Annotated in this window: 24 protein-coding genes; 11 read left to right on the top strand and 13 right to left on the bottom strand. The window is 71.7% G+C overall.

The window, feature by feature from the left end:
* Positions 1 to 71 precede the first annotated feature (71 nt).
* The 4 genes from OIE53_RS20345 (at position 72) to OIE53_RS20330 (ending at position 3,770) form a co-directional block, all read left to right on the top strand.
* Positions 72 to 281, top strand: coding sequence for a heavy-metal-associated domain-containing protein (locus tag OIE53_RS20345; protein WP_327023121.1), 210 nt, complete (start codon positions 72 to 74; stop codon positions 279 to 281).
* A 32-nt stretch (positions 282 to 313) separates the two neighbouring features.
* Positions 314 to 1,264: a hypothetical protein gene (locus OIE53_RS20340; protein WP_327023120.1), complete on the top strand. Its 951-nt coding sequence runs from the start codon at positions 314 to 316 to the stop codon at positions 1,262 to 1,264.
* 11 nt (positions 1,265 to 1,275) lie between these two features.
* Positions 1,276 to 3,525 carry a heavy metal translocating P-type ATPase gene (locus OIE53_RS20335; protein WP_327023119.1) on the top strand — a complete coding sequence of 750 codons (2,250 nt, stop codon included), beginning with the start codon at positions 1,276 to 1,278 and terminating at the stop codon, positions 3,523 to 3,525.
* A gap of 71 nt (positions 3,526 to 3,596) precedes the next feature.
* Entirely contained in the window at positions 3,597 to 3,770 is a 174-nt protein-coding gene (locus OIE53_RS20330) for a CsbD family protein (RefSeq protein ID WP_327023118.1), read from the top strand.
* Here the strand turns inward: OIE53_RS20330 and OIE53_RS20325 are convergent.
* The 6 genes from OIE53_RS20325 to crcB (OIE53_RS20300) all read right to left on the bottom strand — a co-directional run bounded on the left by OIE53_RS20325 (position 3,748) and on the right by crcB (OIE53_RS20300) (position 10,205).
* The gene (locus OIE53_RS20325) at positions 3,748 to 4,794 is read right to left on the bottom strand and encodes an anti-sigma factor RsbA family regulatory protein (protein WP_327023117.1); all 1,047 of its coding nucleotides are present in this window, start codon (positions 4,792 to 4,794) and stop codon (positions 3,748 to 3,750) included. The two genes, OIE53_RS20330 and OIE53_RS20325, sit on opposite strands and share 23 nt — an antisense overlap.
* Positions 4,791 to 5,615 carry an MEDS domain-containing protein gene (locus OIE53_RS20320; protein WP_327023116.1) on the bottom strand — a complete coding sequence of 275 codons (825 nt, stop codon included), beginning with the start codon at positions 5,613 to 5,615 and terminating at the stop codon, positions 4,791 to 4,793. The genes OIE53_RS20325 and OIE53_RS20320 overlap by 4 nt, the downstream gene beginning before the upstream one ends.
* A 96-nt stretch (positions 5,616 to 5,711) precedes the next feature.
* On the bottom strand, positions 5,712 to 6,497 hold the full coding sequence (locus OIE53_RS20315) for a zf-HC2 domain-containing protein (RefSeq protein ID WP_327027297.1): 786 nt from the start codon (positions 6,495 to 6,497) through the stop codon (positions 5,712 to 5,714).
* Positions 6,498 to 6,555: 58 nt separating this feature from the next.
* On the bottom strand, positions 6,556 to 9,279 hold the full coding sequence (locus tag OIE53_RS20310; protein WP_327023115.1) for a cation-translocating P-type ATPase: 2,724 nt from the start codon (positions 9,277 to 9,279) through the stop codon (positions 6,556 to 6,558).
* A gap of 66 nt (positions 9,280 to 9,345) precedes the next feature.
* Positions 9,346 to 9,720 carry a fluoride efflux transporter CrcB gene (gene crcB / locus OIE53_RS20305; protein WP_327023114.1) on the bottom strand — a complete coding sequence of 125 codons (375 nt, stop codon included), beginning with the start codon at positions 9,718 to 9,720 and terminating at the stop codon, positions 9,346 to 9,348.
* Complete coding sequence (gene crcB / locus OIE53_RS20300) at positions 9,717 to 10,205, bottom strand: fluoride efflux transporter CrcB (RefSeq protein ID WP_327023113.1); 489 nt, start codon at positions 10,203 to 10,205, stop codon at positions 9,717 to 9,719. The genes crcB (OIE53_RS20305) and crcB (OIE53_RS20300) overlap by 4 nt, the downstream gene beginning before the upstream one ends.
* Positions 10,206 to 10,280: 75 nt before the next feature.
* Here crcB (OIE53_RS20300) and OIE53_RS20295 point away from each other — a divergent pair, with 75 nt between their 5' ends.
* Positions 10,281 to 10,616 carry a YnfA family protein gene (locus OIE53_RS20295; RefSeq protein WP_327023112.1) on the top strand — a complete coding sequence of 112 codons (336 nt, stop codon included), beginning with the start codon at positions 10,281 to 10,283 and terminating at the stop codon, positions 10,614 to 10,616.
* A gap of 72 nt (positions 10,617 to 10,688) precedes the next feature.
* Here OIE53_RS20295 and OIE53_RS20290 read toward each other — a convergent pair whose 3' ends face one another.
* From OIE53_RS20290 to OIE53_RS20260, 7 genes are all read right to left on the bottom strand, one after another.
* Positions 10,689 to 11,324, bottom strand: a complete 636-nt coding sequence (locus OIE53_RS20290) for a copper resistance CopC family protein (protein WP_327023111.1) — start codon at positions 11,322 to 11,324, stop codon at positions 10,689 to 10,691.
* Between the two features lie 16 nt (positions 11,325 to 11,340).
* Entirely contained in the window at positions 11,341 to 12,561 is a 1,221-nt protein-coding gene (locus OIE53_RS20285; protein WP_327023110.1) for a Dyp-type peroxidase, read from the bottom strand.
* Positions 12,558 to 13,157: a copper chaperone PCu(A)C gene (locus OIE53_RS20280; protein ID WP_327023109.1), complete on the bottom strand. Its 600-nt coding sequence runs from the start codon at positions 13,155 to 13,157 to the stop codon at positions 12,558 to 12,560. The genes OIE53_RS20285 and OIE53_RS20280 overlap by 4 nt, the downstream gene beginning before the upstream one ends.
* A 161-nt stretch (positions 13,158 to 13,318) precedes the next feature.
* On the bottom strand, positions 13,319 to 13,594 hold the full coding sequence (locus OIE53_RS20275; RefSeq protein ID WP_327027296.1) for a hypothetical protein: 276 nt from the start codon (positions 13,592 to 13,594) through the stop codon (positions 13,319 to 13,321).
* On the bottom strand, positions 13,594 to 13,815 hold the full coding sequence (locus OIE53_RS20270) for a hypothetical protein (protein WP_327023108.1): 222 nt from the start codon (positions 13,813 to 13,815) through the stop codon (positions 13,594 to 13,596). The genes OIE53_RS20275 and OIE53_RS20270 overlap by 1 nt, the downstream gene beginning before the upstream one ends.
* 38 nt (positions 13,816 to 13,853) lie before the next feature.
* Positions 13,854 to 14,216, bottom strand: coding sequence for a hypothetical protein (locus tag OIE53_RS20265; RefSeq protein WP_327023107.1), 363 nt, complete (start codon positions 14,214 to 14,216; stop codon positions 13,854 to 13,856).
* Positions 14,217 to 14,384: 168 nt separating this feature from the next.
* Positions 14,385 to 14,657, bottom strand: coding sequence for a hypothetical protein (locus OIE53_RS20260; protein WP_327023106.1), 273 nt, complete (start codon positions 14,655 to 14,657; stop codon positions 14,385 to 14,387).
* A 212-nt stretch (positions 14,658 to 14,869) separates the two neighbouring features.
* Between OIE53_RS20260 and OIE53_RS20255 the strand changes: the two genes are divergently transcribed.
* The 6 genes from OIE53_RS20255 (at position 14,870) to OIE53_RS20230 (ending at position 18,604) form a co-directional block, all read left to right on the top strand.
* A complete protein-coding gene (locus tag OIE53_RS20255) occupies positions 14,870 to 15,064 on the top strand; it encodes a helix-turn-helix transcriptional regulator (protein ID WP_327023105.1) in 195 nt (64 codons plus the stop codon).
* A gap of 172 nt (positions 15,065 to 15,236) precedes the next feature.
* On the top strand, positions 15,237 to 15,431 hold the full coding sequence (locus tag OIE53_RS20250; RefSeq protein ID WP_327023104.1) for a DUF397 domain-containing protein: 195 nt from the start codon (positions 15,237 to 15,239) through the stop codon (positions 15,429 to 15,431).
* Between the two features lie 156 nt (positions 15,432 to 15,587).
* Positions 15,588 to 15,779, top strand: coding sequence for a hypothetical protein (locus tag OIE53_RS20245; protein WP_013731172.1), 192 nt, complete (start codon positions 15,588 to 15,590; stop codon positions 15,777 to 15,779).
* A gap of 192 nt (positions 15,780 to 15,971) precedes the next feature.
* Positions 15,972 to 16,745: a molybdate ABC transporter substrate-binding protein gene (modA, locus tag OIE53_RS20240; protein ID WP_393341136.1), complete on the top strand. Its 774-nt coding sequence runs from the start codon at positions 15,972 to 15,974 to the stop codon at positions 16,743 to 16,745.
* 3 nt (positions 16,746 to 16,748) lie between these two features.
* Entirely contained in the window at positions 16,749 to 17,543 is a 795-nt protein-coding gene (locus OIE53_RS20235; protein WP_327023103.1) for an ABC transporter permease, read from the top strand.
* Positions 17,540 to 18,604, top strand: coding sequence for an ABC transporter ATP-binding protein (locus tag OIE53_RS20230; protein WP_327023102.1), 1,065 nt, complete (start codon positions 17,540 to 17,542; stop codon positions 18,602 to 18,604). Before OIE53_RS20235 ends, OIE53_RS20230 begins: the two co-directional genes overlap by 4 nt.

Below are 18,604 nucleotides of genomic sequence, written 5' to 3'. Positions count from 1 at the left end.
GATACCCCCCGTGGGTATTCTTCAAGACGCCGGCCGCCTCTCGGCCGGGTCAGGCGGAGGAGGAGAGTTCCATGGTCACCACGACGTACCAGGTGCAGGGCATGACCTGCGGACACTGCGTCGGCGCGGTCAGCGCCGAGGTCACCGCGCTGCCCGGGGTCACCGAGGTAGCGGTTGACCTGGCCACCGGCCAGGTCAAGGTCACCAGCGAACAGCCGCTGGACGACGAGGCGGTCCGCGCGGCCGTCGACGAGGCCGGATACGAACTGGTCGGCGCCTGAGGCGACCGACGGCGGAAACCCGAGGTGCGACCATGAACACAGCGACGAAGCTGACCGGCTTCGCGCTAGGTCTGGTGGCGGTGTTCGGCGCGGCCTACGGGGTAGGTCAGCTGACCGACCCGCCCGCCCCGATCGTCGCCGAGGGCCACCAGGCGGGCGACGGCTCGCACGACACGACCGCACCCGGCCACGACACCCCGGATCCCGGTGGGCACCTGCCGGGCGGGCTGCTCGTCTCCGACCGGGGCTACACCCTGGTGCCGGTCGCCGCCCCCGAGGGCGAGTTCGCCTTCCGGGTCACCGGCCCTGACGGGAAGCCGGTGACCCGGTACGAGGTGAACCACGACAAGCCGATGCACCTGATCGTCGCCCGGCGGGATCTCGGCGGCTTCCAGCACGTGCACCCGGAGATGGCCGCCGACGGCACCTGGCGGGTCGCCTCGCCGTTGAGTTCCCCCGGGGTGTGGCGGGCCTTCGCCGACTTCACCCCGATCGGCGGCGAGGCCCTGACCCTCGGGGTGGACCTGACCGTGCCGGGGGAGTTGACCGAGCAGCCCCTGCCCGCCCCGGCCGGCAGCACCCGGGTCCACGACTACACCGTCGACTTCCACGGCACCCCCCAGCCGGGCGGCAACACCACCCTGACCTTCACCGTCAGCCGGGACGGGGTGCCGGTCCGGAATCTCGAACCGCATCTGGGAGCCTTCGGCCACCTGGTCGCACTGCGCCAGGGGGACCTGGCCTACCTGCACGTGCACCCCGAGGGTCAGCCGGGAGACGGACGGACGGCACCCGGGCCCCAGGTGCGCTTCGGCGCCGAGTTCCCCTCGGCCGGGGCGTACCGGCTCTACCTCGACTTCCGCCACGACGGGGTGGTACGCACCGCCGAGTTCACCGTGCACGTCGGTGACCCGGGCGCCATCCCCAGCCCGGGGGGCCTCATCGCCGACGAGCACGGCACCCCCGGACACGAGCACAACTGACGGGACCAGCGATGACCACCAGCAGCCCGCTGCCCACCGCGACCAACCAGATCGAGCTGTCGATCGGTGGGATGACCTGCGCCGCGTGCGCCGCCCGCATCGAGAAGAAGCTGAACCGGCTGGAGGGGGTGCAGGCCAGCGTCAACTACGCCACCGAGAAGGCCAGCGTCTCCTACCCGGAGTCGCTGACCCCGCAGGACCTGATCGCCACGGTGGAGAAGACCGGCTACCAGGCCAGGCTGCCCGAGCCGCCCGCCGCGGAAGCCACCGGCGAGGAGCCGGTGGACGAGCTGCGGAGTCTGCGTACCCGACTGTGGGTCTCGGTGGCGCTGGCCGTGCCGGTGATCGTGCTGGCCATGGTGCCGGCCTGGCAGTTCACCTACTGGCAGTGGCTGTCCCTGGTGCTGGCCGCCCCGGTCGTGGTCTACGGCGGGCTGCCGTTCCACCGGGCCGCCCTGGTCAACCTGCGACACGGCGCCGCGACCATGGACACCCTGGTCTCGGTGGGCACCCTGGCCGCCTTCGGCTGGTCGGTGTGGGCCTTGTTCCTCGGCACCGCCGGCACCCCCGGAATGACCCACCCCTTCAGCTTCGACATCAGCCGTACCGACGGTGCCGGCAACATCTACCTGGAGGCGGCGGCCGGGGTGACCGCCTTCATCCTCGCCGGGCGGTACTTCGAGGCCCGGTCCAAGCGCACCGCCGGGGCGGCCCTGCGGGCCCTGCTGGAACTCGGCGCCAAGGACGTCTCCGTGCTGCGCGGCGGGGTGGAGCAGCGGATCCCGGTCGAACAGCTCGCGGTGGGGGACCGGTTCGTGGTGCGGCCCGGCGAGAAGATCGCCACCGACGGCAAGGTGGCGGAGGGCTCCTCGGCGGTCGACACCAGCCTGGTCACCGGGGAGTCCGTGCCGGTCGAGGTCGGGGTGGGCGACCCCGTGGTCGGGGGCTGCGTCAATGCAGGCGGACGACTGGTGGTCACCGCCACCCGGGTCGGCGGCGACACCCAACTGGCCCAGATGGCCCGGCTGGTCGAGCGGGCGCAGTCCGGCAAGGCCGCCGCCCAACGGCTGGCGGACCGCATCTCCGGGATCTTCGTACCGGTCGTCCTGCTGCTGGCGGCCGGGACCCTGGGCTGGTGGCTGGGCTCCGGGGCCGGACCGACCGCGGCCTTCACCGCCGCGGTGGCGGTACTGATCATCGCCTGCCCCTGCGCCCTGGGCCTGGCCACCCCGACCGCCCTGCTGGTCGGCACGGGACGCGGAGCCCAACTGGGTGTGCTGATCAAGGGGCCGGAGATGCTGGAGTCCACCAAGCGGGTGGACACGGTAGTGCTGGACAAGACCGGCACGGTCACCACCGGACGGATGACCCTGCTGGAGGTGACCCCGGGCGCGGGCGAGCAGCGGGACGAGGTGCTTCGGCTGGCCGCCGCCCTGGAGGCCGGCTCGGAGCATCCGGTGGCCCGGGCCGTGGTCGCCGGGGCCGCCGAGGTCGGCGAGTTGCCGCCGGTCACCGGCTTCGCGAACGTCGCCGGGCTGGGGGTCACCGGCGCAGTGGAGGGCCGGGAGCTGCTGCTGGGTCGATCCCGGCTGCTGCGGGAGCGGGGTCTGGTCGTACCGGAGGATCTGGCGCGGGCGGCGACCGATGCGGAGGCGGCCGGGCGTACGGCGGTGGTGGTCGGTTGGGAGAACCGGGCCCGGGCCGTGCTGGCGGTGGCCGACCAGGTCAAGCCGACCAGCGGGGAGGCGGTACGCCGGCTGCGGGCTCTCGGCCTGACCCCGGTGCTGCTGACCGGTGACAACTCCACCGTCGCGGCGGCGGTGGCCGCCGAGGTGGGCATCGACGAGGTGATCGCGGAGGTGCTGCCGGCGGAGAAGGTCGAGGTCGTCTCCCGGCTTCAGGCCGAGGGCCGGGTGGTGGCGATGGTCGGTGACGGGGTCAACGACGCCGCCGCCCTGGCCCAGGCCGACCTCGGCCTGGCCATGGGCACCGGCACGGACGCGGCGATCGAGGCCTCCGACCTGACCCTGGTCCGGGACGACCTGCTGGCCGCGGTGGACGCCATCCGGCTGGCCCGGCGCACCCTGGGCACCATCAAGGGCAACCTGTTCTGGGCCTTCGCGTACAACGTGGCGGCCCTGCCCCTGGCCGCCGCCGGGCTGCTCAACCCGATGATCGCCGGGGCGGCGATGGCCTTCTCCTCGGTGTTCGTGGTGGCCAACAGTCTGCGGCTGCGTCGGTTCCGTCCGGTCGTCGGCTGATTCAGGTGATTCGCCGGGGCTCGGCTGGGTACCTGATGGAGGTAGCCAACGAACGAACCCGGGAGGCTGACATGGGTGTCGAGGACAAGTTCAACAACAGCACCGAGAACACCACCGGCAAGGTCAAGGAGGGTGTCGGCCGGGTCACCGACAACGAGCAGTTGGAGGCCGAGGGCCGCGCCGATCAGACCCGCGCCAACATCAAGCAGGCCGGTGAGAAGATCAAGGACGCGTTCCGGAGCTGACCTGCTGATCCACCGAACCGCCGGGTCGACTGTCGTCGCCCGGCGGTTCGCTGTGTACGGCCGCACCCGGCATCGGGGGTTGACCGGCGGTGAGCCGGAGGGTGAAGCCCTCGGCGTCCCGGTAGTGGGTGACGTGGTTGCACGACTGGTAGGTGATCCACAGGCCCAGCCCGCCCGGCTTGCCGCCGGTCGGCGGCAGCAGACCGGCGTAGGGGTCCTCCGGCCCACTGCCGGTGTCGCTGACGGTGGCCACGATGCGGTCCGGGGCCGTCCACAGGCGCAGCCGCACGGGTGGAGACCCGTGCCGCAGCCCGTTGGTCACGGTCTCGCTGACCGCGATCACGAAGTCGTCGAAGTCCTCCGCCGGCAGGAGCCCCGGACCGGCGCGGTGCACCGCCGAGCGGGCCTGGGCGGCGGTCGGGTCGGTCAGTTCGAGCACCGGCGGGTAGGCCTGGATCGGGTCGGGGGGCACCGGCCGGTTGCGCCGCAGGAAGGTCTCCGGGGGCAGATAGTCGGGGCTGGGCAGGTGCCCCCGGTCGGCGGTGGCGAAGTGAGGGTGGGTGGCGGCGACATCGGCCAGCACCTCGGCCGGGGTGATCCGGGTGTCGTACGCGCACATGCTCCACAACGGCCAGTCGTCGTACGCCCGGTTGATCGCCGCCTCGTACCGGGCCCACCAGTCCCAGGTCGACCCGAGCGAGGGCGGCGGCACCTCGCCGATGATCCGGATCTGTTCCGCACCGTCGGCCACCAGGTCGGCCAGGAGCTTGCGGTACATCCGGATCGCGGCGGTGGGCCGGGCGTACACCCCGGCACCGGTGAGGAACTGCACCCCGCTGTCGGTCGGCAACGCCGAGCGGACCAGGCCGCCGGTGCGCTCGCCGAGGGCCACGAAGGTCGGCTCGCCGGCCGCCACCCCGTCGAGCAGGAAGGGCACCGCGACGGCCAGCAACTCCTCGTCCAGGGCGTAGCACAGGGCCTCGTGGAAGTAGCCGGACCGTCCAGCGGCCGGACCCGTTCTCACCGGGCCACCTCCACACACAGACCGGGCAGATCCAACAACGCGACCAGGCGGGCGGTGCCGGCCGGAGAGCCGCGCAGCACCAGTCTCGCCTCCCACTGCCGGGCGTACTCACTCAGATGAACCAGCGTACGGTGATCGAGGAAACGTAGCCCACGCGCGTCCAGTGTCAACTCGCCGTCGACCGGTCGCAATTCGGTGCGCTCCAAGGCTTCGCGGAACAGGTCGTGGTTGGCCGGGTCGAGTTCCCCGGCGAGCACTGCGTGACCCTGGTGGGTCGTCGGGGCGTACAACCGGAACAGCAGGTCGGCCAGGTTGTGCTCCGGATGCAGACAGGCCAGCTCGGCTGTCGCCCGATCCCCCAACGTGGGCCGGTGATATCCGCACATGGCGTGGAAGGCCGCCCCGGGCATCATCCGGTTGACCCGCTGCTCGTAGCGGGCGAAGGCCTCCCGCTGGGCCGGGGTACGGACCAGACCGGTGCAGTCCGCAGCGACCCGCAGGCCGCGGTAGCCGTCGTCGAGGGCCGCCTGGATGGCCGACTGGTACGCCGCCACCTGACCGGCCGGGTCGACCACCGCCGGGCCGGAGTAGGTCGCGTCCAGGGTGAGCACCTCGGCGGCACCGGCGGGCAGCGCGTCGGCGAACAGGTCCAGCTCGCGCCACCGGTCGCGGACGGGAACAGGTGAGTCGGGGACGACGTACCAGACCCGCTCGCCGGCGGCCAGGCCGGCCCGGAGGAAGTCCTCCGCCCGGGTGGTGAACTCGGCGGGATCGTCGTAGGCCCAGCACAGATGCCCGTACCCTCGGGCCTGCTCGATCACCTCACACGCCTCATCGTCGCAGTCTACGGCCCATCCCGGCGGACCGCGCGATTCGAGTGAGTCGATCGGCGCACCAGGTAGGCCGGGTCGGGTCGGTCAGGCGGCACGGCGAGAGGCCTGCCCCGAGACATGGTGGGCCTGAGCCGAGTACGGGGGCAGCAGCCGCAGGGTGGCGGGCTCCTCGGTCTCGTCGAGGCGCAGCCGCCAACGGGACCGTTCCGGGCGCTGCCGATCGCTCGGGTCACCCGGCTGCCGCATGCTGCGCGCCAGTAGCAGGGTGATCAGATAACCGACCACCAGGAAGCCGTGACTGACCAGGCGTTCCACCGCTACCTGGGAGGCGACGAGATCGTTGACCGACAGCAGCACGAGGGTGGCCACGAAGGCACTGAGCATCGGCAGCAGCCCGGAGGGGCGGGTGCGGCGCAGCGCCACGAAGAGGAAACCGGCCCCGACCGCCACGTTCCAGGCGGCGGACTCGTGCCACAGGTGTTGGCCGCTGGCGTGCAGGTGCTGGGCGACCTCGGCCCGCCCGACCTGCGCCAGCCCGAGGACCAACTGCACCGCCCCGAGCAGCCCCAGGGCGGTCCGCAGGGTGGTCACCCGGGTGACCCGACCGGCTAGCGGGGCGAACCGGCGTCGCCGCGGGAGGGGGGTACGCCCACCCTGCGGCGGCACCGCGCTGAGGATGGCCCCGGTCAGGTCCGGCAGCTGCGACACCACCTGGGTACGCGCCCGTCGGGTCACCGTGGTGACCTGCTCCAACCAGCCCTGGCAGGGCACACAGGTGTCGAGATGCCGGTCGGCCGCACGCTCCTCATCCGGCGTGGCCTCGCCGTCCAACCGCGCCGACAGAATCTCCCGCCACTGCTCGCACCCCATGTACCGATAGTCGCTCATCAGGTCGGCATGGTTCCCCACCGGGCCACTTCGTAGCTGGTCAGGGGGCACCTCGGGCCGCCCGCCCGATCGACTGACCCGCCGCCGGGTGCGTCCGTCCCCGGATCAACCTGCGCCGCAGTTCGTCGGCCCCCCACACGACGACGGGGAAGACCAGTAGCAGCGCCAGGGCCGGTGGCGGTGGTGGCCGGGTACCGAAGACCTCCGGCAACGGCGGCAGGGCCACGATGACGGCGGCGACGGCGAGTTCGAAGGCGATGCCCCACAGCAGCAGGCGGTTGGAGAACACACCGACGGCCCGCAACGGAGCGCGTTCGGTACGGGCCGCGAACGCGGTGCCGATCTGACAGGCCACGATGCCGAGGAAGGTCATCGTGGTGGCCTGGAGGTAGGTCTCGTGCAGCGCGGTGCCCGGCCCGGTCGGCGCGCCCGGCGTCCAGCCGCCGGCGAGCAGGACGGCGAAGAAGCCCGCCATCACCAGTACGGCGGAGACCAGCCCGAGGAACGCCCAGGCCCGCAGCAGCATCCGCCGGTCGATGACCCGTTCGGTACGCCGTCGGGGTGGGCGGTTCATCAATCCCGGCTCGGCCGGCTCCCGACCCAGCGCCAGGGCGGGCAGCGTCTCCGTGCCCAGGTCGATGGCGAGGATCTGGAGCACGGTCAACGGCAGCGGCACCGCCCCGGCGGAGAGCGCGAAGATCAGGAACGGGACGACCTCGGGCGTGGTGTGGGCGAGGATGTACAGGATGAACTTGCGGACGTTGGCGTAGACCCGGCGACCGGCCCCGACGGCGGCCACGATGGTGGCGAAGTTGTCGTCGGTGAGCACCATCGTCGCGGCTTCCCGGGTCACGTCCGTTCCGGAACGTCCCATCGCCACACCGATGTCGGCCCGGCGCAGGGCCGGCGCGTCGTTGACCCCGTCGCCGGTCATCGCCACGATCTGGCCGTCGGCGCGCAGTGCCTCGGCGATGTGCAGCTTGGCCTCGGGCGACACCCGGGCGAAGATCACTTCGCGTTGCTCGGCGAGCAGGTCCCGCAGCGCCTGGGGAGTCATCCGGTCGAGATCCGCGCCGGTCAGCACGGTCGGATCGCCCCGGGTGATCCCGACCTGCCGGGCCACGGCGGTCGCGGTCAACCCGTGGTCGCCGGTGACCATGATGATCCGGATTCCCGCGGTGTGGCACTTGGCCACCGCGTCCGGCACCGCTGCCCGGGGTGGATCCACCATGGCGACGAAGCCGAGGAAGGTCAGCTCCCGCTCGGTCGTGTCCCGATCCCCGGGCGGCCCGGTCAACCGGCGTCGTGCCAGGGCGAGGACGCGGCGGCCCTGCCGAGCCTGCCCGGTCACCGCTTCGGCCAGCTCGGCCCGCGCCTGCTCGGTCAGTGACCGGTCGTCGCCGTCGGCACCGATGACCCGGGTGCAGCGGCGCAGCACCTCCTCCGGCGCACCCTTGGTGTGCAGCCAGAGATCCGCACCGACGGCGTCGACGGTGGACATCAGCCGCAGTCTCGGGTCGAAGTGGAACTGGCTCTGCCGCCGGCTGCCGGCCGGCTGCCGGATCATCGCGGCGAAGTGCAGCAGCGCGGTCTCGGTCGGGTCGCCGACGTCGGCGTCCGGGCGCAGTTCGGCGTTGTTGCAGGCGGCCGCCGTGGCGGCCAGAGCGGACAGCGCGGGACCGGGCGACGGCACCGGGTCGGGCAGCGGATCCAGCAACTCGTCGGCGGCGCGTACAGCGGTCACCCGCATCCGGTTCTCGGTGATGGTGCCGGTCTTGTCGGTGCAGATGACGGTGGTGGAGCCGAGGGTCTCCACGGCGCTTAGCCGCTTGATCACCGCACCCAGCCGGGCGAGTCCGCGTACGCCGACGGCCAGCGCCAACGTGATGGTGGGCAGCAGTCCCTCAGGCACGTTCGCGACCAGCAACCCGATCGCGAAGGTGAACGCGTCGGAGATCGGCATACCGGCGGCGAACACCCCGATCGGGAAGAAGACCACACCGGCACCGATCGCCACTGCCGCGATCAGCCAGGCCACCCGACGTACCTGCCGTTCGAGCGGGCTCTCCTCCCGACCGACCCGCTGGGACAGGGCGGCGATCCGGCCCAGCTCGGTTCGCATCCCGGTCGCGTAGATCATCCCGCGGGCCTCGTCCGACAGGCAGGACGTACCGCTGAACACCAGGTTGCCGGCCTCGGTGAGGCTCTCGGCGGGACCGGTCGCGTCGGCGCTGCGGTAGGCGGGCTGCGACTCACCGGTCAGGGCGGACAGGTCGACCTCGACACCGCCGTCGAGCAGCCGGGCGTCGGCGCTGATCCGATCACCCTCGCCGATGGCGATCACGTCACCCGGAACCAGTTCCCCGACCGCAACCTCCTGCCAGTTGCCGTCTCGCAAGGCGCGTGCCTGCTGGGGGAGGTACCGGGTCAGTGCCTCGACCGCCCGCTCGGCCTGCCGCTCCTGCACCGAGGCGAACACCGCGTTGACCGCGATGACCGCCAGGATCGCCGCGCCCAGCACGGCGGTACCGGCCACCCAGGCGAGGATCGCGGCCACCCACAACAGCAGGGCGAGGGGATGGATCAGCTGCCGCCCGAGCTCCCGCCACCAGCTTCGTCTGCGGGTTCGGCGCAACTCGTTGCGGCCGTACTCGGCGAGCCGTTGGCGGGCCTGGTCGGTGGTCAGCCCGTGTTCGCTCGCGTCGAGTCGGTGCAGCAGGTCGGGCAGCGGCGACTGCGGGTCCACGGCCTGCTCACCCCGCACCGGAGCCTCCTCGCCCAGCTCAGCGGGCCGCCGTCTACCCGCCTGCGGCCAGGGCAAACCAGGCGCTCAGGCCCAGATCGCCTCGGCCAGGGTGACGCCGCCGAACGCGGCACCGAGCGCGGCGGTCACACTGACCACGGCGTTGGCCAGGGCGTACCGGCGGGCACCAGTCTCGACGAGGCGGATCGTCTCGTAACCGAAGGTCGAGTAGGTGGTCAGCGCCCCGCACAGCCCGCTGCCGAGCAGGGCGACCAGGGAACCGGGCACCGCGCCTGCCCCCGCGCCACCGATCAGCACCCCGAAAATCAAGGAGCCCAGCACGTTGACGGTGAGGGTGCCCCACGGGAACGCCGAGCCGTGCCGGGCCTGCACCGCCCGATCGAGCAGGTAGCGCAGCGGTGCGCCGACGGCCGCGCCGAGCGCCACGAGCAGGACCGTCATCCGCTGCTCCGCAGGCGTCGCGCGCCGGTCGCCAGCCGGGTGAGCGTGAGGCCGACCCGGACGGCGAGAAGCGCGGCGACCAGGGTGCCGGCCAGGTACAGCAGCGCGGTCCGTGCCGCACCGGCCGCCACCGCCTGCTGCACCTGCACCGCGTACGTGGAGAAGGTGGTGTATCCGCCGAGCACCCCGACGCCGAGGAAGGGCCGGACCAGTCGAGGCGCGGTCCACACCTCGGTGATCAACACCATCAGGACGCCGATGAGCAGGCAGCCGGAGACGTTCACCGCGAAGGTGGCCCACGGAAAGCCGGTGGGGGAATGTGGGAACGCCACCGCCAAGCCGTGCCGCAGGACGGCACCGATCATGCCGCCGAGGGCGATCGCCGCCAGCAGGCTGGGGGTGCCGCCGCGCAACTCGGCACGCTGGCGCGGGACGCGGAGGTCGACGTCCGGATCGACGGGTGGCTGCTCGGGCGGCACGGTCACCACCTCCTCAACGCCGACCGAGAGTAGTCCCCGGGCATCTGGTTGCCTGCGGTGACGCGCAGTAGGGTGCGGCAGGTGACCGTGCTGCGTTCCGTCGTGCTGTTCGTGCTGGCCGCTGTCGCCGAGATCGGTGGGGCCTGGCTGGTGTGGCAGGGCTGGCGGGAGCACCGAGGGCTGTGGTTCGTCGCCGCCGGGGTGCTGGCCCTGGGCGCGTACGGGTTCGTCGCCACCTTCCAGCCGGATCCCAACTTCGGGCGCATCCTGGCCGCGTACGGCGGGGTCTTCGTCGCCGGTTCCCTGGCCTGGGGAATGATCTTCGACGGCTTCCGCCCGGACCGCTGGGATCTGACCGGAGCGGCGCTCTGCCTGCTCGGGGTGGCCGTCATCATGTACGCCCCACGCGGCGCCTGACCCACAGCTGCCGGCGGACGCGGCGAACTGCCGGCCCGACCTGACCCGACCCGGCTGGTCAGGTCGGTGTGCTCACGCCGCGCTGTCACCGGAGCGGCGGCGGCGCAGCAGGACGACCACCGCGCCGATCGCCAGGGCAGCCAGTACGGCGGCACCGGTCAACAGCGCGGCCGTACCCGCACCCCCACCGGAGGAGTCGCCGGCGGCGGGGCTGGCGGGCGCGACGGAGGTCTGCTCGGCGGTCGGGCTGGGGCTCTCCGTCGGCTCGGTCGGCTCCGGGCTGGGGCTGGGGCTGGGGCTGGGCTCGGCGGTGGCGCTCGGGTCGGCCACGGTGAACTTGTACGAGCCCTGCACCGGGTGCCCGTCGCTGGAGACCACCCGGTACGCCACCGTGTAGACGCCGTTGGGCAGGGTCGAGTCGATCGTGACGGTGCCCTTGGTGCCCTCGACCTCCGGCTCGCCGGTGGCCACCGGCTGCTTGTCGGCATCGCTGAGGGTGATCGTGGTGAACGCCGGGTTCAGCTTCTGGAGGAAGTCCAGCGTGATCTTCTTGGGCGCCTTGGTCAGCTCGGCGTCCTGGGCCGGGGTGGCCTTGCGCAGCACGTTGTGCGCGTAGGCCGGGGTGACCGGCGCGACCAGCAGGGCGGTGGCGGCCAGCAGGGCGGCTACCAGGCCCAGGGCGGACAGGTGGCGGAGTCGGGTGCGCATATGACGATTCTCCTCCTCAGCCGAGCAGCTGCTGGCCGACCCAGCCGCCCTCGGGACAACCGGGCGCAATGGCGAAGACGGCGGAGCCGATCGGGGTGGTCCATTCGTTGAGCAGGTCCCGCTCGGCGAGCCGCTGCTGGATGGGCAGGAACTGTCGGGTGATGTCGGCCTGGTACGAGGCGAAGATCAGCCCGCTGTCGGCGGTACCGTCGGCGCCCGGCACCCCGTCGTAGTTGTAGGGGCGGCGCAGAATCCGGAACCGGTCGTCGCTCACGTGGGCCCGGGTCAGGTGGGAGAAGTCCGGAATCACCGTCAGCCCATCCGGACCGAGAGCGGCGAAGTCCGGCTCGTCGTGTTCGTCGGTGCCGGTCAGCGGGGCGCCGGTGTCCAGCCGTCGGCCGACACTGAACTCCCGGTCGGAGCGGCCCAGCAGGTCCCAGGTCTCCAGGTCCATGCTGATCCGCCGAAGCACCAGGGTGGTGCCGTGGCGCAGCCATTCCGGCCCGTCCGGGATCCACACCGCCGTCTCCAACGGCTGGCCCGGCTTGGGATTGGCGGTGCCGTCGAGCTGGCCGAAGAGGTTGCGCTGGGTACGGCCCGGTTCGGCCCCGGCGGCCCGCCGGAAGCCCTGCTGCACCCAGCGGACGGTGGCGAAGGGGCGGCTGTCCTTGATCAGGACCCGCTGGGCGTGGGCGACCGTGATCGGGTCGTCCGCGCAGATCTGCACCAGCAGGTCCCCACCGGACCAGCGCGGTTGCAGCCGGTCGATCGGGAACGGCGGCAGGTCGGCCACTGAGGGAGGCCGCCGGTCGTCCAGTCCGGCCGCGGTGAACAGGCCGGGACCGAAGCCGAAGGTGACCGTCAGCCGGGCCGGCAGCAGCCCCAGCTCCGGCTCGGTGTCGGCGAGCGCGGGTCTGCCCTGGGTCAGGCGGGCGGCGTCGTCGGAGAGCAGGCGCATCATCCGGCCCAGGGCGGCCCGGTCGGTGCCGGGACGCAGGGTGAAGGCGACGAAGGCCGCGTGCGCCTGGGGCTCGGTCGCGACGCCGGACTGGTGTACGCCGTGGAACGGCTCGACCGCCTCGCCGAGGGTAGCCACCGGCACCTGGGCCGGGGTGCCGGTGCTGTCCGCCTCGCGGGTGGCGGCGACCGCGGCGGCGCCGACCAGGGTGCCGCCAGCAGCCAACGCGCCCCCGGTGAGCAGGCCGCGTCGGCTCACCGGCCGTTTCGTCGAGGTCATGGTGCCGGGCTGTGGCTGGCCGACGGGGCGTGTGAGGGCTCACCGTGACCGGGGGCGTAGCTCTCCTGGGCGCCGGTGAACGGCTTGGCCACGGCGGTGAAGGTCTGGGTCCGACCGTCGGCGAAGGTCAGGGTGAAGCTGACCTCGTCACCGGCCCGTACCGGCTGGGCCAGGTTCATCAGCATCAGGTGGTCGCCGCCGGGCTCCAGGCGGTACTCGCTGCGCGCCTTGACCACCACACCGCCCTCCTTGGCCTGCATGACCATCTGCCCGTCGCGCATGGTCATCTCGTGCACCTCCATCGGCGAGACGGAGGAGGTAGCCCCGGTGATGGTGACATCGGTGTCGGTGTTGTTGACCAGGGTGACGAAGGCCCCGGTCATCCCCGAGTCGGCCGCCTTGATCCAGGGGTCCTGGACGGCCAGCACACCCTCGGCCGCCGCCTGGGTGGCGGAGGGGGAGGCGGTGGCGGACGGGCCGGTGGCCGCCGTCGAGTCGTCGTCGGACGAGCCGCAGCCGGCGATCAGGCCGGCGAGGAGAACCCCGGTGAGCAGTACGGCCGGGCGCGCGAACCGACCGAAGGTGGCGCTGGACATAGGCTTCCTCTCAACGGGCGACGTCGTGAAGTTGGTCGCTCGTGATCACCTACTAGTTCCAGCGACTCCGCAACTCTTGGGGCAGGTGGACGCGGACCACACCGCGCTCGCCAAGGTCGCCCGGTCACGAGTCCGCAAGGACACCACGACGGGACCGAGGATCATGAGCTGATCCGTACCGACACCTTGGGCGATCTCGACCGCCTCTGGGACACGGGGGCGGTCTGTCGTTGGATGACCAACCCCGCCGGCTGAACGAAGATCGACCGTCGAGCCACCGCATCGCCCTTCGCGTTGAGCTGGTAGCCGTCCAGCCAGATCCACCCGTCATAGGTAACCCAGTCCAGCACGCGGATGACCCGGAACAGGATCGGCTTGTGGAACTGCACGCTGGCAGATCGGGTCACCTGCAACAGGTCACCGGCTCGGAGCGTGATCACCGCAGATGCCTGACCCTGAGCCAGGCCAAGACCCAGGCACGCGAGACCGCGACGCGAGGGCACCAGCCGTCCGGGTAGCACCGGTGGCAGCGTTCGATGAAGCTCGGGATGCCGAAGATGCAGGAGACACCCAGCGCACCGATGATCCCGATGACCATGCTGGCAACCGCCTTGCCGCTGGTCCGGCGGGCGACGTGCACGACGCTCGGACCGTTCACGGATCCGGGATCATCGATCCGGTACGGCGATTGCAGGTTCACTGGTCGTCCTCCGGCGACTCGGACAGGTCGGGCATCCGACCCGTCGAAAGGAACTGCGCGATCTCCTCGTCGGACAGTCCTCGCTGAGCTTGGACCAGATTCGTGAACAGCGGTGCATTCGCGCCCGGCAGCTGGTCGCACCAAGTGGTGTGCCGGGCGAGCCGCAGCAGTCCGGTTATCCCGCGAGACAGGTTGCCCGCCTGCCGGATCGACAGCGGGAACGCCCCGGCCGGCTGCCTGGCCTCCGGGTCGGTGTCATAGGTCTCCAGCATCACCAGCAGCGGCGCACCCATCGGTGTGTGCGCCATGCTCAGCACCAGCCGGAGGTTGATGACCTCCTGGCCGTCGGCGGAGATCATGATCGGACGCGAGACGTGCGATCGTGCCGGATGGTCTGCGTTGACCTGACACCCTGGCGCGCACCACCTCGGATGCAACATACGGTTGCTCATGGGTCCACTCCTTCGCAGTGGATCTAGGTCCGGGACCGGAGGGCTCATCTCCAGTCCCGGACCGCCATCGCTTGATCAGTTGTCGGCTTCGGTGGCCTGCTCGTGCTGCTCGACCGGCGCGGCCTGCTCGGCCTCGGTGGTCGTGGTGTCGGCGTCGTTCCTCGGCTTCGGGCGACCGTCCTCGCACCGCCAGATGGCGGCCGAGGTGTAGCCGGTCAGCTCGGCCAGCGCGGTCCGACTGACCAGGGGGCCTCCCGCCGCTGGCGGACGCCCAGGTTGCTGCGGGTTTCGGTGGGGGCCTCGGCCTGCGCCGGGGCCTCGACGGCCTGCGTCTCGGTCATCGGTCATCACTCCATCGCTCGATCGCCGGACCGTTCGAACGGATAGATCGACCGAATCCCATCGAGGATGTGATGCAAATAGCTCAAGTGAGACGAACTCACACATCCTGTGATCAACCTTCCGGCGCCCGGTGACCTCATCAGCATCACTTACCACTTCGGCACCGTCAAGTAGGCAAGTGTCGAAGTGGCAACCCCCGGCCTGCCTACGGTCGCGTCGTGAGACTTGCCGCGCTGGCCGATATTGCCGAGATGCTCGGTGGTGTCTCGCGCACGCGGACAACGGAGATCGTCAAGCGTCCCGGCTTCCCCGAGCCGGTCGACGTGGTCGGCAACGGCCGGATGCGGATCTGGGACCGGGACGCGGTCGAGAAATGGATCAAGCAGAACCGCCCGCACCAGCACGCCGACTAGCCCTGGGGTGTATGTCGACACCCCTGACCGGAGCGCTCTACCTGGAGCGGCCCGGCGAGGTTGCCGCGTACGCTGCGGCCCACGAGCAACTGCAAGCCCTTGCGCTGGCACCCAAGCCCACGCGAGATACGCTGCGTGCGATTGCGGCAGACCTCACCTAGGAGGGCACGGGATGGACCTGACTCGCGTCACTTGGCGCAAGAGCAGCAGGTCCGGCTCAAGCGGCAACTGCGTCGAGGTCGCCATACCGCCCCAGGCCGTCATGGTCCGCGACAGCAAGGACCGACAGGGGTCGATGCTGTCCTTCAACGCCGACCAGTGGGCCGGCTTCGTGCAGGGCATCAAGGCGGGCAACTTCGACGCCTGAGCAACGGCCAGAACACAGAGCGCCCCGCCGCGACCCGAGAGGCGCTGCTCGGACCAACCCGATGGCATCACGAAGGGTTGCACGAAGGCAACCCCCAAGGGGGTTGCCTGATGCAGTTCCCTCAAGAGCAAGCCCCAGGGGTCATAGCGTCAGGTCGTGGATCTGCTCGGACTGGATGAGATCCGTGATCTGCTTGGCGGGATCAGCAAGCAGCGCGCCACGATCATTGTGGGCCGCAAGGGATTCCCTGACCCGGTCGTCACGTTGAAGATGGGCCGCGTCTGGGATGGCAAGGCCGTGCGGGCCTGGATCGCCGAGAACCGCCCCACCCCAACCGACGAGGACTGACCTGCAGGTACTCACGCTCCGCGTTGACCCTTGACGCCCCTGGAGATGGCTCCCGAGGACGGGTGGGGCGGGTAGCCCTCGGAGAGGGCCCGTCAAGATAGCTAGGTGACCGCGCTCGTGGACTGGCTCGCCCGCCGACCAACCCTTCGGCTCGCGGCCAGCGCGACCGTCGTCAGCACCGCAAAGACCTGCATCCGGCTGCGTACCACTCTGGCCGCCGTCGGGGTGCTCGCCGTACTGCTCGTGACCGGCTGCGCCGACGACCGAGCCGAACCACCGGTGGCCGGCGACGGGACCGGCGGCGAGTTGACCGTGTTCGCGGCCGCCTCGCTGACGGAGTCGTTCACCCGCATCGGCCAGGACTTCGAGGCCGCCCGAGGGGTGAAGGTGATTTTCAGCTTCGCCGGTAGCTCCGGCCTTGCCGCCCAGATCAACCAGGGTGCCCCGGCCGATGTCTTCGCCGCCGCCGCGCCGGCCCCCATGGCCACCGTCGTCGAGGCCGGCAACGCCGCCGATGAGCCGGTCACCTTCGTACGCAATCAGCTTGTCATCGCCGTACCGAAGGGGAACCCGGACGGGGTGACCAGCCTGCGCGATCTCACCGGGCCGGACCGGAAGGTGGCCCTCTGTGCCGAGCAGGTGCCCTGCGGGGCGGCGGCCCGCGCGGCGCTGGCGGCCGCCGGGGTGGCCCTGACCCCGGTCACCCTGACCCAGGACGTCAAGGCGGCCCTGGCCCAGGTACGGCTGGGTGAGGTCGACGCCGCCCTGGTCTACCGCACGGACGCCCGAGCCGCCGCCGAGGTCGAGGGGGTCGAGTTCCCGGAGTCGGCCGGGGCGATCAACGACTACCCGGTCGTGGTGTTGACCGACGCCGCCAACCCGGCCGCCGCCCGCGCCTTCGTCGAACATCTTCGCTCCGAGGCGGGTCGCGCGGTGCTCGTCGCCGCCGGATTCCAGGTGCCGTAGCCGGTGCGTCGATCCCACACCCGCCGGGTTCCGGTCGCCCTGCTGGTACCGGCCACGATCGGCCTGCTGTTCCTCCTGCTGCCCCTGGTCGGGCTGCTGGTCCGTACCCCCTGGGGCACCCTGCCGCAGCGGCTCACCGAACCGGGGGTGCTCACCGCGCTGCGGCTGTCGGTGCAGACCGCCACCCTGGCCACCCTGCTCTGCCTGGTCCTCGGGGTGCCCCTGGCCTGGCTGCTGGCCCGGGTGCCGTTCCCCGGTCGCCGGCTGGTACGCGCCCTGGTCACCGTTCCGCTGGTGCTGCCACCGGTGGTCGGCGGGGTGGCGTTGCTGCTGGTCTTCGGCCGTCGCGGACTCCTCGGCTCCTGGCTGGACGAGACCTTCGGGGTCACCCTGCCGTTCACCACCACCGCGGTCGTCATGGCGCAGGCCTTCGTCGCCATGCCCTTCCTGATCATCGCGGTGGAGGGGGCGCTGCGGGGCGCCGACACCCGGTACGAGGAGGCCGCCGCCACCCTGGGGGCCGGGCGGTGGACCACCTTCACCCAGGTCACCCTGCCGATGATCGCACCGGGGGTGGCCGCCGGGGCGGTGTTGGGCTGGGCCCGCGCGCTCGGCGAGTTCGGGGCCACCATCACCTTCGCGGGCAACTATCCCGGGCGTACCCAGACCATGCCGGTGGCCGTCTACCTGGCCCTGGAGACCGACCTGGAGGCGGCCATCGTGCTCAGCCTCATCCTGCTCACCGTCTCCGTGGTGATCCTGGCCAGCCTGCGGGATCGGTGGGTGGGCACGCCATGACCCGGCTTCTGGACGCGCATCTGGTGGTCGACCGGGGCGGCTTCCGCCTGGACCTGCCGCTGACCATCGCCGCCGGGGAGGTGGTGGCCCTGCTCGGGCCCAACGGCGCCGGCAAGACCACCGCCCTGCGGGCCCTGGCCGGTCTGCATCCCCTCTCCGCCGGGCACCTGACCCTCGCCGGTCGGGACCTGGACCGTCCCGGGTGCCGGGCCTGGGTTCCCACCGAGCGGCGGCCGATCGGGGTGGTCTTCCAGAACTACCTGCTCTTTCCTCACCTCAGCGCGCTGGACAATGTGGCCTTCGGCCCCCGCCGGCACGGCCTGGACCGGCGGCAGGCCCGGCAGCGGGCGGCCGGTTGGCTGGCCCGGATGGGCCTGACCGAGCAGGCCCGACGTAAGCCCCGCCAGCTCTCCGGTGGTCAGGCCCAGCGGGTCGCGTTGGCCCGTGCCCTGGCCGTCGAGCCGGCGCTGCTGCTGCTCGACGAGCCGTTGGCCGCCCTGGACGCCCGCACCCGACTCGACACCCGAGCCCAGTTGCACCAGCATCTGGCCGCCCACCCCGGAGCCACCCTGCTGGTCACCCACGATCCGCTGGACGCCCTGGTGCTCGCCGACCGGCTGGTGATCATCGAGGACGGCCGGGTGGTCCAGCAGGGGGATGCCGCCACCATCACGGCCGAACCCCGTACCGACTACGTGGCCCGCCTGGTGGGGCTGAACCTCTACCGGGGACACGCCACCGGCCGTCAGGTCCGGCTAGCCGAGGGGCAGGTCCTGACCACCGGCGACCCGTACGACGGGGAGGTCTTCGTGGCCTTCGCCCCGGCGGCGGTCGCGCTGTACCCGCACCGGCCGGACGGCAGCCCGCGCAACACCTGGCCGGCGACCATCACCGGCATCCAGCGGCACGGCGACAACCTGCGGATCCAACTGACCGGCCCGATCGAGGTGGCCGCCGACGTCACCCCGGCCGCCGCCGCCCACCTGAAACCGGCCCCGGGCCAACCGGTCTGGGCTGCGGTGCAGGCCGCCGAGACCCGGGCCTACCCCGTCAAAGGCTGA

It is taken from the genome of Micromonospora sp. NBC_01739, assembly GCF_035920385.1.
Lineage (GTDB): Bacteria > Actinomycetota > Actinomycetes > Mycobacteriales > Micromonosporaceae > Micromonospora.
Note: the sequence above shows the minus strand (reverse complement) of the source record. Positions and strands in the feature narration are given on the sequence as shown.

What these genes read in the sequence shown, in the direction of transcription:
- OIE53_RS20345 (WP_327023121.1), top strand. Translation starts at nt 72, where the DNA reads ATGGTCACCACGACGTACCAGGTGCAGGGCATGACCTGCGGACACTGC.
- OIE53_RS20340 (WP_327023120.1), top strand. Translation starts at nt 314, where the DNA reads ATGAACACAGCGACGAAGCTGACCGGCTTCGCGCTAGGTCTGGTGGCG.
- OIE53_RS20335 (WP_327023119.1), top strand. Translation starts at nt 1,276, where the DNA reads ATGACCACCAGCAGCCCGCTGCCCACCGCGACCAACCAGATCGAGCTG.
- OIE53_RS20330 (WP_327023118.1), top strand. Translation starts at nt 3,597, where the DNA reads ATGGGTGTCGAGGACAAGTTCAACAACAGCACCGAGAACACCACCGGC.
- OIE53_RS20315 (WP_327027297.1), bottom strand. Translation starts at nt 6,497, where the DNA reads ATGGGGTGCGAGCAGTGGCGGGAGATTCTGTCGGCGCGGTTGGACGGC.
- crcB (WP_327023114.1), bottom strand. Translation starts at nt 9,720, where the DNA reads ATGACGGTCCTGCTCGTGGCGCTCGGCGCGGCCGTCGGCGCACCGCTG.
- OIE53_RS20290 (WP_327023111.1), bottom strand. Translation starts at nt 11,324, where the DNA reads ATGCGCACCCGACTCCGCCACCTGTCCGCCCTGGGCCTGGTAGCCGCC.
- OIE53_RS20285 (WP_327023110.1), bottom strand. Translation starts at nt 12,561, where the DNA reads ATGACCTCGACGAAACGGCCGGTGAGCCGACGCGGCCTGCTCACCGGG.
- OIE53_RS20280 (WP_327023109.1), bottom strand. Translation starts at nt 13,157, where the DNA reads ATGTCCAGCGCCACCTTCGGTCGGTTCGCGCGCCCGGCCGTACTGCTC.
- OIE53_RS20265 (WP_327023107.1), bottom strand. Translation starts at nt 14,216, where the DNA reads ATGATCTCCGCCGACGGCCAGGAGGTCATCAACCTCCGGCTGGTGCTG.
- OIE53_RS20260 (WP_327023106.1), bottom strand. Translation starts at nt 14,657, where the DNA reads ATGACCGATGACCGAGACGCAGGCCGTCGAGGCCCCGGCGCAGGCCGA.
- OIE53_RS20250 (WP_327023104.1), top strand. Translation starts at nt 15,237, where the DNA reads ATGGACCTGACTCGCGTCACTTGGCGCAAGAGCAGCAGGTCCGGCTCA.
- OIE53_RS20230 (WP_327023102.1), top strand. Translation starts at nt 17,540, where the DNA reads ATGACCCGGCTTCTGGACGCGCATCTGGTGGTCGACCGGGGCGGCTTC.